The organism is Pseudomonas sp. FW305-3-2-15-E-TSA4, assembly GCF_058787295.1.
This window is the reverse complement of record NZ_JBYSZP010000016.1, coordinates 81,390-95,251: the sequence shown is the minus strand read 5'-3', so window position 1 is coordinate 95,251 and position 13,862 is coordinate 81,390. Positions and strand designations below refer to the sequence as shown.

The following is a 13,862-nucleotide window of genomic DNA, read 5'->3' as shown; positions in this document are numbered from 1 at the left end:
CTGTGTAAATCCAGGACAGAGTGAAGCCTGAACATACCGGAGCTACGCATTACACGCGGCATATATTTTTTAAGGTCTGAAGCAACAAACTTACTAATTTATCTATCCCGGGCCTTTGCACATGATCGCTTCAACAAGAAATGCGCCGTCCGTGTCGGCGCTTACCGAAGTACGTCCACGTACTCATCCTTGCCTTGGAGTTCGTCATGTCCACCTCTGCAACAACATCCGCGCCGCTCATTGAAAAACACACGATAGGATACGTGCCCCCCGAAGATCGCCACGGAAAGGTCAGGGATCTGTTCACGCTGTGGTTCGGCGGCAACATCGCGCCGTTGCCCATCGTCACCGGCGCGCTGGGCGTGCAGTTGTTCCACTTGAATCTGGTCTGGGGCATCGTCGCGATTCTGGTCGGTCATCTGGTCGGCGGCGTGCTGATGGCGCTGCACTCGGCGCAAGGCCCGCAGATGGGCATTCCACAGATGATCCAGAGCCGCGCACAGTTCGGCTCGCTCGGCGCGCTGCTGGTGGTGCTGATTGCCGGGGTCATGTACATCGGCTTTTTCGCCTCCAACATCGTGCTGGCCGGCAAGTCGCTGCACGGCGTGGTCGACAGCGTGCCGGTCCCGGTCGGCATCGTCATCGGCGCTCTCGGGTCGGGGATCATCGGCATCATCGGCTACCGATTCATCCACGTGCTCAACCGCATCGGCACCTGGGTGCTGGGGATCGGCATCGTCGTCGGTTTCGGCTACATCTTCACCCACATTCAAACCGATGACTTCCTCACCCGCGGCAGCTTCAACCTCTCCGGCTGGCTCGCCACCGTGTCGCTCGCCGCGCTGTGGCAGATCGCGTTTGCGCCGTACGTGTCCGACTATTCGCGTTATTTGCCGGCCGACGTCAAAGTCTCGTCGACGTTCTGGACCACGTATCTGGGTTCGGCGCTGGGCTCAAGTCTGGCGTTCATCTTCGGTGCCGTCGCCGTGCTCGCGACACCCGTGGGCATTGACACCATGGATGCGGTCAAGCTCGCCACTGGCTCGATCGGCCCGCTGATGCTGGTGCTGTTCCTGCTCAGCGTGATAAGCCACAACGCCCTCAACCTGTACGGCGCGGTGCTGTCGCTGATCACTCTGGTGCAGACCTTTGCCTATCGCTGGATTCCGACCGCCAAGAGCCGTGCGGTGATCTCGATCATCGTGCTGCTGGCCTGCTGCTTCGCCGCCGTCGGCGCGTCGAAGGACTTCATCGGCCACTTCGTCGACATGGTGCTGGTGCTGCTGGTGGTGCTGGTGCCGTGGACCGCGATCAACCTGATCGACTTCTACGCCATTCACAAGGGCCAGTACGACATCCAGTCGATCTTCCAGGTCGACGGTGGCATCTACGGACGTTACAACCCGCAGGCGTTGCTGGCCTATGCGATCGGCATTGCGGTGCAGATCCCGTTCATGAACACCCCGCTGTACGTCGGCCCGGTGTCGGCGCACATCAACGGCGCCGACCTGTCGTGGCTGGTGGGGCTGCTGGTGACCTCGCCGCTGTACTTCTGGCTGGCCAGTCGTGACAGCGCCTATCGGCGGCGGATGATGGGCGGGAAACTGGTGGGCAGTCACTGAGATTGATTCGATGTAAAAAGAAGGCCCGCCATGCGCGGGCCTTCTGCGTTGTGGTGTGGTATTTCTTGTTGCCCCGACAGGCACCCACGAGACAGGGAAAACTCATGCTGCGAATTCTGGGCAAGGCGTCATCGATCAACGTGCGCAAAGTGCTGTGGACCTGCGCTGAACTGCAGATCCCGTTCGAGCGTGAGGATTGGGGCTCGGGCTTCAAACCCACCGACACCCCGGAGTTTCTCGCCCTCAACCCCTGCGCCATGGTGCCGGTGATTCAGGACGGCGATTTCACCCTGTGGGAATCGAACACGATCATTCGTTATCTGGCAGGCAACTATGGCGGCGCAGACCTCTACCCCGCCGAGCCGCGAGTTCGTGCGCGGGTCGATCAGTGGATCGACTGGCAAGCGTCGGAGTTGAACCGGTCGTGGTCGTATGCATTCATGTCGCTGGTGCGCCAGTCAGCGAATTATGAGGACAGCGCCGCTCTGGCCAAGGGCATCGAGCAATGGTCGCAGACCATGGGCATCCTCGATCAGCAATTACAGAAGACTGGCGCCTACGTCAGTGGCGACCGGTTTTCCCTCGCCGATATCCCCATCGGGCTGTCAGTCAACCGCTGGTTCGAAACGCCGCTCGCGCATCCGGACTATCCCGCCGTCAGCGCGTATTACCAGCGTCTGAGCCAACGCGAAGGCTTTCGCCTGTACGGCAGAAACGGTACGCCGTGACAATCAGATCAACAGATCTTCATAAAACGCGCCGAACGGTCGCTGCGGGTGGGCGATCTGGATTTCCAGAATCCACACCCCGGCATTTGGCGTCTGGTCGAAATCGCCGAGATTGCCGCCGCGATGGATCGCGTGAGGGAAATCGCTGACGCGGTGGCCCTTGATGTCGAGATTGAGTTTCCAGCCCATGGTTTCAGCCTGATCGCTGGCGTAACGGTACAACTCGACACCGCTCACGCCTTGGCGCCATAACGCCTCGACGCGCTTGAACAGCTCTTTGGACGCCGCTGCACAGGCGATCATTTCCGGATCGGAGCCGGTGGTGAAGGTTGCGCCGGCATCGCCTTCGTGCCCCTGCCAGACCACGCCCATGTCAATGAAGAAAATATCGTTGTCACCGAGCACCGGATCGCCTTCGGAACGCTCCTTGAACGCCTTCAGCGTATTGGCGCCGAAGCGAATCAGCAGTGGATGCCAGATGCGGTCCATGCCCAGTTCGGCGAGAATCTGCTTGCCCCGCTCCTGGGCTTCGGACTCACGCATGCCGGGCTTGATCACCTGGGCGATGGCGTCAACGGCGTTCCAGGTCAGATTCTGCGCGTGGCGCATCGTCTCCAGCACAAACCGCTCACCGACTGCTTCTTTACCGCTCAGGGCTGCACTCATTTGCTTGTTCCTCATGGCTACGCTGTGTAGTTTTTTATATTGCGAAACGCCGATCAAGATACAGCCATGACACAACGTGTCAATTACTCTTCCGCACGCACCACACCGCGCTCCTCCAGCAAACGCACGAACATGCTCAAGCTGCGCGACACCGTGCCCCGGCGCCACACCAGCCAGGTGGTCAGATAGCGAAAATCCGCCGCCAGCGGCCACACGCTCACGGTTGCGCTGCCAGGCATGCTCTGCAGCATTTTGCGCGGCATCAGCGCCAGCCCGGCGCCGGCACTGACGCAGGCGAGCATGCCGTGGTAGGACTCCATTTCGAAAATCTTGCCCGGCACGGCGGCGTCGATGCTGAACCATTTTTCGAAGTGATGACGATAGGAGCAGTTGGAGCGGAACGCGTAGATGTTCTCGCCGTTCACATCCGCCGCGCGCTGCACCGGGGGGTGATTGAGTGGCGCGATGATGACCATCTCTTCCTCGAACGCCGGAACACCTTCCAGCGCCGGGTGCAGCACCGGGCCATCGACGAACGCCGCCGCCAAGCGCCCGGCGAGTACGCCGTCGATCATTGTCCCGGACGGGCCGGTGGACAGATCCAGATCGACCTTGGGATGCAACTGGTTGTACGCCGCGAGCAGTTCGGGGATGCGCACGGCGGCGGTACTTTCCAGCGAACCGAGGGGAAATGCGCCCTGCGGTTCTTCACCGGCGACCGTGGCCCGCGCTTCCTGTACCAGATCGAGAATGCGCCGCGCGTATTCGAGAAAACTCCAGCCAGCAGGTGACAGACGCAGACGACTTTTCTCGCGAATGAACAGGTCGACGCCCAAGTCCTGCTCCAACTGCTTGATCCGCGTGGTCAGGTTCGATGGCACGCGATGAATCTGCGCCGCGGCGGCGCTGATGCTGCCGTGCTCGGCAACGGCCTTGAAGATTTCCAGCTGCACCAGATCCACAATCATTCTCCAATCGTGAAAGAAACGATCTTTATTATTCAGTTTCCAGAAAACAAACGCCACCCTACTCTAGGCCCATCCACTGAACTCGCAGGAGCCAGCCATGAGCCAGATTTCCAGCCAGACCCACGCCATCTCGATCAACCCCGCCAACGGCGAGCAGATCGCTCACTACGCCTTTGAATCCGCCGAAGCCCTCGACGCCGCGTTGACCCGCGCCGCGTTCGGTTTCTCGAAATGGAAACGCAAGCCGCTGCAGGATCGCTCCCGCGCCCTCACCGCCCTCGCTGGCGCCCTACGCGAAACCGCCGAAGCCATGGCGACCATGATCACCCTGGAAATGGGCAAGCCGATCGCCCAGGCCCGTGGCGAAATCGAGAAATGCGCCAAGCTTTGTGAGTGGTACGCGGAAAACGGTCCGGCCATGCTCGACGCCGAACCGACTCAGGTTGAAGGCGGCAAGGCGCGTATCGAGTACCGACCACTCGGCCCGATCCTCGCGGTGATGCCGTGGAACTTCCCGATCTGGCAAGTGCTGCGCGGTGCCGTTCCGGCGCTTATCGCCGGCAACACCTACGTGCTCAAGCATGCGCCGAACGTGATGGGCAGCGCCTACCTGCTGCGCGACGCGTTCAAGCGCGCCGGTTTCGCCGATGGCGTATTTGAAGTGATCAACGTCACCCCGGAAGGCGTTTCCACCGCCATCGCCGACCCGCGCATCGCCGCTGTCACCCTGACCGGCAGCGTCCGTGCCGGCATGGCCATCGGTGCTCAGGCCGGTGCCGCGCTGAAGAAGTGCGTGCTGGAACTGGGTGGTTCCGACCCGTTCATCGTGCTCAATGATGCGGATCTTGATGAGGCCGTGCAGGCTGCCGTCATCGGTCGCTACCAGAACTCCGGCCAAGTCTGCGCCGCGGCCAAGCGTCTGATCATTGAAGAAGGTGTGGTCGAGGAATTCACCCGCAAATTCGTTGAGGCCACGCGTCAATTGAAAGTCGGCGATCCGCTGTCCGCCGACACCTACATCGGGCCGATGGCGCGTTTCGATCTGCGTGATGAACTCGACCAGCAAGTGCGCGACACCCTCGAAGAAGGCGCCACCCTGCTGCTCGGCGGCGGTAAGGCCCAAGGCCCGGGCAACTACTACGAGCCGACCGTGCTGGCCGATGTCACGGACCGCATGACCTCGTTCAAACAGGAACTGTTCGGCCCGGTGGCGTCGATCATCACTGCCCGCGATTGCGCCCACGCCATCGCCCTGGCCAACGACAGCGACTTCGGCCTGACCGCGACGATCTACACCGCCAACGTCGCGCTGGCCCAGCAACTGAGCAGCGAACTGGACACCGGCGGCGTGTTCATCAACGGCTACTCCGCCAGCGACCCGCGCGTGACTTTCGGTGGCGTGAAGAAAAGCGGTTTCGGTCGCGAGCTCTCGCACTTCGGCGTGCGCGAGTTCTGCAACGCGCAGACGGTGTGGCTGGATCGCAAATAATCAGGACTCCAACACGCACTGGTGGGAGTGGGCTTGCTCACGAAGGGGCCGGCATGTTCAGCATTGATAGTGACTGACCTGACGCCTTCGCGAGCAAGCCCGCTCCCACACTCGAAAATTCCGCACACACCGCTATAGCAAGTCGGGCGCTGTTTTTTGCGGCTGCGTAACCGCCCGATCCTTGCTCAACAGCCCGAGCACCACCGCCGCCGAGGCCAGGGTAATCAGCGTAAGGATGTGCAACAGGTACTGAAACGCCGTGGCATAACCCTGCACCAGACGCTCTTTGGCCAGCCCCGGAACGGTGTTGAGCGCATGCGCCATGTCCCCCGTGGTGACCCGGTGCGCGGTCTCGGCAATCAACGCCGCATCGACACTGCCTGCCACTGCCCCCGTCAGATCGGTATGCAGCAGCGAAGTCAGCACGGCGCCCACCACCGCCAGCGCAATACCCTCACCCGCCACGCGCACGGTATTGAAGATCCCCGCCGCCATCCCCGCGCGCTCTTTCGGTACGACGCTGACCGACAGACCATCCATCAAGCCCCACGGCAAACCGGTGCCAATCCCGATCAACAGCATCGCAATGACCAAGGCGGATTTTGGCTCGCCGACGTTGTACAGGCTCAACCCGTGCAAGCCCACCGCAGCGATCAGAAAACCGATCCCCGAGAGAATCCCCGCCGAGACAAACCGGGTCAGCGACGCCGCCAGCATCGGTACCACCAGCATGGGCGCCGACAGCGCCAGCAACAGCAGGCCGGCATCGATTTCGCTCAAGCCTTCCACGCCGATAAAGCGCAATGGCAACATCACCACCAGCACGATGTAGCAAAAACAGGTGCCGATCGGCAGCATCTGCACGCCGATGAAGCGCGGAAAACGCAACAGGGTCAGATCGAGCATCGGATGTTTGACGCGCCTTTCGATCATCACGAACAACCCCAGCAACAATGCCGAAGCACTTAGCAGACCGACCACCAGCGGGCTGTCCCAACCGCTTTCCGGGGCCTGAATCACGCCGAAGGTGAACAGCGCCAGCATCGTGCTGAAGGTGATCGTGCCCGGCCAATCCAGTCCCGTGGCATCCGGGTTGCGGCTTTCGCGCATGCGCGGCAGGCCGAAGACCATGGCGATCACGCCGATCAGCGCGGTGAAAACAAAAATCGCCCGCCAGTTGAACGCCTCGATTAATGCACCGGCCAGCAGCGGCCCGAAAGCCAGACCGATGCCGAATGTGGTGCCGAGTACGCTGTACGCGCGGGTCCGCGCATGGCCTTCGAATTCCTGCGCCAGCGACGCTGAGCCGCTGGCCAACGCCGCAGCACCGGCCACGCCCTGCACTGCACGCAGCCCATCCAGCCAGTACACCGACGGTGCCAGGCTCTGCGCAATCGATGCTGCGGTGAACAGCAACATGCCGAAGCTGAACAGGCGTTTACGCCCATAGACGTCGGCCAACGCTCCCGCCGCCATCAGCAAACTGCCGAATGACAACATGAACGCATTGGTGATCCAGGTCAGGGCCACGGGGCTGCCGCCCAGATCACGACCAATGGCGGGCGTCGCCACCGCGCCACCGGTAAAACTCAAGGGCAGTACCAATGCCGACAGGCACACGGCCGCGAGGATCAGCACCTTGTTATGCGCGCCTGGTTGATGAGCGACCGTTGTCATGCATTCATCCTTTAAAGAAATTGCCAGGCTGCGACTTTAAGGCCGTTAGATTGATGCGATAATCCCAGCAATTTTGCATGACTTTGTGAAAGGGATTCACAGATGAAATCACCCTCAGCGGCAGACCTTTGCGTATTTCTCTGTACGGCGCAGCACTTGAATTTCAGCAAGGCCGCCGTCGAACTCGGGCTCACCCCGTCAGCCCTGAGCCATTCGGTAAAGGCTTTGGAGAATCGCCTCGGTGTGCGTCTATTCAATCGCACCACCCGCAGCGTGGCGTTGACCGAGGCCGGTGAGCGCTTTTACGCGCGCCTGAAACCGGCGTTCCGCGACATTGACGATGCACTGGAAGACCTCAACCATTTTCGCGACAAACCCACCGGCAACCTGCGTATCACCTGCGGACGCCAGGCGTGCGAACTGGTATTGCTGCCGATTGCCAGCGAGTTCTTGCAGACGTATCCGGACATTCGCATGGAGGTGGTCGAAAGCGAAGCGTTGCTGGATATCGTCGCTGGCGGATTTGATGCGGGCGTGCGCTTTGGCGATCGACTGCAGGCCGACATGGTCTCGCTGCCGATTGGCCCGGCGATGCGTTCGGTGGTGGTCGCTTCGCCGGCATTCCTCGAACGCTATCCTGCGCCGCAAAAACCCGAAGATCTGCACGACTTGCCGTGCCTGCGCCACCGCTACCCCAGTGGCGCCCTGTATCGCTGGGAATTCGAACGCGATGGCATTGCCCAGGAAATCGAGGTCAACGGCCCGCTGACCCTGGGCGACGTCAGCTTGATGGTCGGCCCTGCACTGCAAGGCCTGGGATTGGCGTATGTGTTCGATGACATGGTCAGCGAACACTTGGCATCGGGGCGTCTGATTCAGCTGTTGGCCGACTGGTGCCCTTACTATCCGGGCCTGCATCTGTACTACCCGAGCCGGCGCCACGTACCGGCGCCGCTCAAGGCTTTTATCGACTTTGCGCGCGAGCGCAGTGGTCACTAGGGCTTACAGATATTTCAGCCAGGCGATGTCACGGCGCCGCGATTTCAGTGCGGAAAACCAGCGTACCGCCGGATACAGTGCCAGCGCCAACAGCATCGACACCAGCCAGATTGCCGCTACTGAATCGAAGCCGAAATAGCTGCCCTGATTCAGTCCGAACAGCGCCACGGCAATCACATACAGCACCTTCAGCACGTACAGGTGCAACAGATAAAAGAACATCGGCGCCGAACCGAAGACCGTCAGCCAGCGAATCCAGCGCCGGGTCTGCAGCCGTTCGAACACCAGCAACAACAGCAATCCGATGCTCACCGTCAGGGTGATGAACAGCAGCGATGGCGGGTACTTGGTGATGTTGAAAAACGCCATCAGCGTTTGCACGGTCGTGTCTTCAACCGCCCAAGGCTTTTCGCCGTATCCGTTGAGCAGCCGCAGTCCGACGAAACCCAGCAGTCCGGCAATACCAGCCAGCAACAGGCACTGCTGACGAACTCCGGCGTCGGCCGCACGGGCAAACCATGGGCCCAGCGCATAACCCAGACCGATCACGCCGATCCACGGCAACAGCGGATAAGAAGTGCGCAAGCGCAGACTGTCACCGACCTCGATCCAGCCCCGATCATGCAGGATCGCCCATGGCACATGCAGTGCCGACTCCGGCGCGAAATGCAGCCCGTCCAGCAGGTTATGCCCGGCAATGATCGCCAGACTCAACGTCAGCAACAACCAGCGTGGCAACCAGACCAGCAGCGACAACCCGATCATGCTCAGGCCAATCGCCCAGATCACCTGCAGATAGATCACGCTCGGCGGCAACTGAAACGTCCATGCAAAATTCACCAAGGTGAATTCCAGCACCACCAGAAACAGCCCACGCTTGAACAGGAAGGCACTGACATCGGCCTTGCCCGCGTACTTCTCGCCGAACAGCCACGCAGACAATCCGGTCAGCAACACGAACACCGGTGCGCACAGATGCGCCAACGTGCGACTGAAAAACAACGCCGGCTCGGTGTTGGCGATGTCCATCGGGTCGGACACCTGACGGTGCAACAGAAACGTTTCACGCACGTGATCCAGCAGCATGAACAGGATGACCAGACCGCGTAACGCATCAATGGACAGCAAGCGGCCGGTCGGCAGCGGGTTGGAACGGGTACACACAATCGTCATGGAGATTTCGCCAACGAGCAAATGAATCAGGGGATCGCAACCGCACGCCCCGCCAAAAATTCGCGTTACTCTATAACACTAAAAGTCGATTCCCAAGCCAAACGCCATTTGCCCAATCACGTCAGGCTTCTATAGTGATCAGGCGCCCCCTGCGCTTTTGCGCCTGCTGTCGAGCGTTGCCCATGACCTCAACCGAACACCTGATCATCTGCGAGCATTGCGACTGTGTGTACGAAAAGGTCGTGCTCGGCAAACACCAGAAAACCCTCTGCGTGCGGTGCGGCGGCGTGCTGCAGCGCTACAACGGCTTGACCGTCGAGCAGCGGCTGGCCCTGAGTTTCACTGCGGCGATGCTGTGGCTGTTCGCCAATTTCTATCCGGTGATGAGCATCAGCATGAAGGGCCTGAAGAACAGCGCGACGCTGTGGGATTCGGTACTGGCGCTGAGTCAGGGGCCGATCACCTTCATGGCGATGGTCGCGGCGATTTCGATCATCATCGCCCCGGCGTTTCAACTGGTGCTGTTGATCTGGGTGCTGAGTTTCGCCTTGTCATCGCGCCGGGCACCGGGCTTCAAGCTGTGCATGCGCTGGCTGGAAACCCTGCGTCCGTGGAGCATGCTCGAAGTGTGTCTGCTGGGGGCGATGGTCGCGGTATTCAAACTGGCCGGGCTGCTCGATGTGCTGCCGGGTATCGGCCTGTTCGCCCTGGCGGTGCTGAGCCTGATGATGATCCGCATTGCCGGCCGCGACATTCGTGATCTGTGGGACATTCTATGAAGCGACCCGCGACCGCCAGCGAACTGAATCTGTGCCTGTGCCACAGCTGTGGGCTGGCTTGTGACATGACCGACGAGCCGCACGAGTGCCCGCGCTGCGATGCGCCGCTGCATCGGCGCAAGACCAACTCCCTGACGCGCACCTGGGCCTATCTGTTCGCCGCGTTGGCGTTTTACGTGCCGGCCAATCTACTGCCGGTGATGAACACGGTGATGCTCGGCAACGGCGCCGACAGCACGATCATGAGCGGCGTGCTGGAGTTCTGGGAGGGCGGCGCGTGGGACATTGCGCTGATCATTTTCATCGCCAGCATCGCGGTGCCGGGGATCAAATTCGTCGCCCTGTCGCTGCTGCTGATCACCGTGCAGCGGGGCAGCGACTGGGCGCGCCGTGAGCGTTCGAAGCTGTACCGTTTCGTCGAGCTGATCGGCTACTGGTCGATGCTCGACGTGCTGGTGGTCGCACTGGTCGCGGCGCTGGTGAAGTTCCAGGCGCTGGGCGATATCGAACCACGCCCGGGCATCCTGTTTTTCGGCATGGTGGTGGTGTTCACCATGCTCTCGGCGATGAGTTTCGACCCACGGCTGATATGGGACAATGCCCCGGACGACGAACCGCTCAGCGACGCACCACCTCAAGCAGCACCTGCAACGGATGGCGCAGTGCCCGATCCGACTGGCGCTTGACCTGACTGCGGCACGAATAGCCGGTGGCCAGTGCTTCGCCCTGATCCGCCGGGGCTTCGACCTGCCGCGCCCACGATTGCTCGTAGATCACCGCCGAGGTTTCGCGGTTGCGCGCTTCATGGCCGTAGGTGCCGGACATGCCGCAGCAGCCGGTGGCCTGCGTCGCCAGTTTCAATCCGGCTCGCTCGAACACTTGCTCCCACTGGCGAGTGGTGGCCGGCGCGTTGGTTTTCTCGGTGCAGTGTGCCAGGAGCCGGAATGCACTTGCCGATGTGTTATTCGCCTGCTCCGGCATCACTTGGAGCAGCCATTCCTGTACCAGCGCGACTTCCGGGCACTGCTCCATACCCGGCACTTTCAGGTATTCCTGGCGGTAGACCAGCGTCATCGCCGGATCCAGCCCCAGCAACGGTACGCCAACATCCGCCAGCTCTCGCAGTTGCCGCGCATTGCGCAGTGCCGCGCGGTTGAACGCTGACAGGAAACCCTGCACATGCAGCGGCTTGCCATTGGCACTGAAGGGTGCCAGATACACCTGATAGCCAAGTCGTGAAATCAGCTCCAGCAGATCCGCTAGCAGCGGCGCTTCGAAGTAACGGGTGAAGGCATCCTGCACCAGCACCACACTGCGCCCGCGCTGGGCCGGGGTCAGCGCCGACAGCGTGGCAACCGTCGCCGGCTGCACCTTCCAGCGGCGTAGCGCAGCGTGGAAATCAAAGCGACTGAGCAACGGCACATCGACCATGCCGCCAAGACGCTCCAACTGTTTGCGCACAAAGGTTGCGCCCATCAAACCGTTGTACAGCGCCGGAATCCGCGCCATGTACGGAATGCTGTACTCCAGCGAAGCGATCAGATAATCCCGCGCCGGGCGCAGATAACGGCTGTGATACAGCTCAAGGAAACGCGAACGGAATTCCGGCACGTTGACCTTGACCGGGCACTGCCCCGCACAGGACTTGCACGCCAGGCAACCGGCCATGGCGTCATACACCTCATGGGAAAAGTCTGCGTCCTGCGCGCGGCTGTTGCGCCAGCGTGTCCACAGGTTGCGGAAAAATGCCGGACGACGGATCGCCTCCGACAGCACATCCACCCCTGCCTCGCCCTGCAAACGCAGCCATTCGCGGATCAGCGATGCGCGACCCTTGGGCGATTGCGCACGCTCGCGGGTGGCTTTCCACGATGGGCACATGGCGTCGTCGGGATCGAAGTTGTAGCAGGCGCCGTTGCCGTTGCAGTGCATGGCCGCGCCGTAGCTTTGCCAGACCTTTTCGTCGATCTGCCGATCGAGTTCGCCGCGCAGGGTCACTTCGTCGATTTTCAGCAACGCCGCACCGGTATTGGCCGGGGTGGCGATCTTGCCCGGGTTGAACTGATTGAACGGGTCAAACGCAGCTTTCAGTGCCTGCAACGCCGGATACAGCTCACCGAAAAACGCCGGCGCGTATTCCGAGCGCAGACCCTTACCATGTTCGCCCCACAACAGGCCGCCGTAGCGTTGGGTCAGCGCCGCGACGCCGTCGGACACCGGGCGCACCAGCGCCGCTTGCTGCGGATCCTTCATGTCGAGAATCGGCCGTACGTGCAACACACCGGCATCAACGTGGCCGAACATGCCGTACTGCAAACCGTGGCTGTCGAGCAGTTCGCGCAGTTCGGCGATGTACTCGGCCAGGTGCTGCGGCGGCACGGCGGTGTCTTCAACGAACGGCTGCGGCCGCGCTTCACCGGCAACGTTGCCCAGCAAGCCCACCGCACGCTTGCGCATGCCATAGACCTTGTTCACCGCCGCTTGGCCGACGGCCAGCGTATGCCCCAAGCGTTCAACTGTTGCGTCGCTGCTCAGATGTTCGAGGAAGGCTTCGACCCGGCGTTGCAGATCCTCTGGATCGTCGCCGCAGAATTCCACCAGGTTGATCCCCAGCGTCGGCCGCTCGGCACTTTCCGGGAAGTACTCGGCGACGCCGTGCCAGACGATGTCCTGCATCGCCAGCAGCAACACCTTGGAATCCACGGTTTCAATCGACAGCGGCTTGAGCGCCATCAGCGCCCGGGCATCGCGCAACGCATCCATGAACCCGGCGTAGCGAATGTTCACCAGCATCGTGTGTTTGGGGATCGGCAGTACGTTGAGCTTCGCCTCAACCACAAAGCCGAGTGAGCCCTCGGCGCCGCACAACACGCTGTTGAGGTTGAAGCGGTTGTCAGCCTCGCGCAGATGCGCCAGGTCGTAGCCGGTCAGGCAGCGGTTGAGATCCGGGAAGCGCTGTTTGATCAGCTCGCCCTGCTCATCAATGATCTGCCGCGCACAGCGATAAACTTCACCCACCCGATCTTCACGGGCGCACAGCGCTGTCAGGTCGTCTTCCGCCAGCGCTGCGCCGTGCAGACGCTCGCCACCGCGCAGGACCATGTCGAGTTCCAGCACATGGTCGCGGGTCTTACCGTAGGTGCAACTGCCCTGGCCGCTGGCGTCGGTGTTGATCATGCCGCCGACGGTGGCGCGGTTGGAGGTCGACAGCTCCGGGGCGAAAAACAGCCCGGCTGATTTCAGCGCGGCGTTGAGCTGATCCTTGACCACCCCGGCCTGCACCCGCACCCAGCGCTGTTCGACGTTGATTTCCAGAATGCGGTTCATGTGCCGCGACAGGTCGACGACGATGCCGTCAGTCAGCGACTGACCGTTGGTGCCGGTGCCGCCGCCACGCGGAGTGATCACCACTTGCTGATAAGCCGGTTCGGCGATCAGCCGTGCGACTCGCGCCACATCCTCGGCATCCATCGGAAACACTGCCGCTTGCGGCAGACGCTGGTAGATCGAGTTGTCGGTGGCGAGCACCACGCGACTGGCGTAATCGGCACTGATCTCGCCACGAAAACCACTGGCTTTCAGGGCTTTGAGAAACTGCTGGTAATCAGTGGTCAATGCGGTGGTGGGTGACAGCTGGGCAATCATCGGTGAGGAAATCTCGGTCAAAATCGGGCCGTGTGGCAGTGAACAGTTGTGCGCAATGAATGATTGCGTCACGCTCCCGCCATCTCATGGTGCTTATGTTCATTGCTTGGCGCCGT

General features: G+C 61.4%; 11 protein-coding genes. 6 read left to right on the top strand and 5 right to left on the bottom strand.

What is annotated here, in order from left to right; genetic code table 11:
- Window positions 1-206 precede the first annotated feature (206 nt).
- Entirely contained in the window at window positions 207-1,622 is a 1,416-nt protein-coding gene (locus AC3WMV_RS21815) for a purine-cytosine permease family protein (protein WP_103368612.1), read from the top strand.
- A gap of 104 nt (window positions 1,623-1,726) precedes the next feature.
- The gene (locus tag AC3WMV_RS21810; RefSeq protein WP_103368613.1) at window positions 1,727-2,350 is read left to right on the top strand and encodes a glutathione S-transferase family protein; all 624 of its coding nucleotides are present in this window, start codon (window positions 1,727-1,729) and stop codon (window positions 2,348-2,350) included.
- Between the two features lie 3 nt (window positions 2,351-2,353).
- Here AC3WMV_RS21810 and AC3WMV_RS21805 read toward each other — a convergent pair whose 3' ends face one another.
- The gene (locus tag AC3WMV_RS21805; protein WP_027612998.1) at window positions 2,354-3,016 is read right to left on the bottom strand and encodes a M24 family metallopeptidase; all 663 of its coding nucleotides are present in this window, start codon (window positions 3,014-3,016) and stop codon (window positions 2,354-2,356) included.
- Between the two features lie 83 nt (window positions 3,017-3,099).
- A complete protein-coding gene (ptrR, locus tag AC3WMV_RS21800; protein ID WP_103368625.1) occupies window positions 3,100-3,978 on the bottom strand; it encodes a putrescine utilization regulator PtrR in 879 nt (292 codons plus the stop codon).
- Window positions 3,979-4,081: 103 nt separating this feature from the next.
- Here ptrR and AC3WMV_RS21795 point away from each other — a divergent pair, with 103 nt between their 5' ends.
- Window positions 4,082-5,473 (top strand): aldehyde dehydrogenase family protein, encoded by a 1,392-nt coding sequence (locus tag AC3WMV_RS21795; protein ID WP_027612996.1) that lies wholly within the window; start codon window positions 4,082-4,084, stop codon window positions 5,471-5,473.
- Window positions 5,474-5,605: 132 nt separating this feature from the next.
- Here the strand turns inward: AC3WMV_RS21795 and AC3WMV_RS21790 are convergent, their stop codons facing one another.
- Window positions 5,606-7,150 (bottom strand): MFS transporter, encoded by a 1,545-nt coding sequence (locus tag AC3WMV_RS21790; RefSeq protein ID WP_103368614.1) that lies wholly within the window; start codon window positions 7,148-7,150, stop codon window positions 5,606-5,608.
- 102 nt (window positions 7,151-7,252) lie between these two features.
- Between AC3WMV_RS21790 and AC3WMV_RS21785 the strand changes: the two genes are divergently transcribed.
- Entirely contained in the window at window positions 7,253-8,149 is an 897-nt protein-coding gene (locus AC3WMV_RS21785) for a LysR family transcriptional regulator (RefSeq protein WP_103368615.1), read from the top strand.
- A 3-nt stretch (window positions 8,150-8,152) separates the two neighbouring features.
- Here AC3WMV_RS21785 and AC3WMV_RS21780 read toward each other — a convergent pair whose 3' ends face one another.
- Window positions 8,153-9,322 carry an acetyltransferase domain-containing protein gene (locus tag AC3WMV_RS21780; RefSeq protein WP_097090324.1) on the bottom strand — a complete coding sequence of 390 codons (1,170 nt, stop codon included), beginning with the start codon at window positions 9,320-9,322 and terminating at the stop codon, window positions 8,153-8,155.
- Between the two features lie 182 nt (window positions 9,323-9,504).
- Between AC3WMV_RS21780 and AC3WMV_RS21775 the strand changes: the two genes are divergently transcribed.
- On the top strand, window positions 9,505-10,101 hold the full coding sequence (locus AC3WMV_RS21775; RefSeq protein WP_003225887.1) for a paraquat-inducible protein A: 597 nt from the start codon (window positions 9,505-9,507) through the stop codon (window positions 10,099-10,101).
- The gene (locus tag AC3WMV_RS21770) at window positions 10,098-10,787 is read left to right on the top strand and encodes a paraquat-inducible protein A (protein ID WP_103368616.1); all 690 of its coding nucleotides are present in this window, start codon (window positions 10,098-10,100) and stop codon (window positions 10,785-10,787) included. Before AC3WMV_RS21775 ends, AC3WMV_RS21770 begins: the two co-directional genes overlap by 4 nt.
- Here AC3WMV_RS21770 and ydiJ read toward each other — a convergent pair.
- Window positions 10,720-13,746, bottom strand: coding sequence for a D-2-hydroxyglutarate dehydrogenase YdiJ (ydiJ, locus tag AC3WMV_RS21765; RefSeq protein WP_103368626.1), 3,027 nt, complete (start codon window positions 13,744-13,746; stop codon window positions 10,720-10,722). The two genes, AC3WMV_RS21770 and ydiJ, sit on opposite strands and share 68 nt — an antisense overlap.
- Window positions 13,747-13,862 lie beyond the last annotated feature (116 nt).

Coding starts and splice junctions, on each gene's coding strand:
- AC3WMV_RS21810 (WP_103368613.1), top strand. CDS start 1,727: ATGCTGCGAATTCTGGGCAAGGCGTCATCGATCAACGTGCGCAAAGTG.
- AC3WMV_RS21775 (WP_003225887.1), top strand. CDS start 9,505: ATGACCTCAACCGAACACCTGATCATCTGCGAGCATTGCGACTGTGTG.
- AC3WMV_RS21790 (WP_103368614.1), bottom strand. CDS start 7,150: ATGACAACGGTCGCTCATCAACCAGGCGCGCATAACAAGGTGCTGATC.
- AC3WMV_RS21795 (WP_027612996.1), top strand. CDS start 4,082: ATGAGCCAGATTTCCAGCCAGACCCACGCCATCTCGATCAACCCCGCC.
- AC3WMV_RS21770 (WP_103368616.1), top strand. CDS start 10,098: ATGAAGCGACCCGCGACCGCCAGCGAACTGAATCTGTGCCTGTGCCAC.
- AC3WMV_RS21815 (WP_103368612.1), top strand. CDS start 207: ATGTCCACCTCTGCAACAACATCCGCGCCGCTCATTGAAAAACACACG.
- ydiJ (WP_103368626.1), bottom strand. CDS start 13,746: ATGATTGCCCAGCTGTCACCCACCACCGCATTGACCACTGATTACCAG.
- AC3WMV_RS21780 (WP_097090324.1), bottom strand. CDS start 9,322: ATGACGATTGTGTGTACCCGTTCCAACCCGCTGCCGACCGGCCGCTTG.
- AC3WMV_RS21805 (WP_027612998.1), bottom strand. CDS start 3,016: ATGAGTGCAGCCCTGAGCGGTAAAGAAGCAGTCGGTGAGCGGTTTGTG.
- AC3WMV_RS21785 (WP_103368615.1), top strand. CDS start 7,253: ATGAAATCACCCTCAGCGGCAGACCTTTGCGTATTTCTCTGTACGGCG.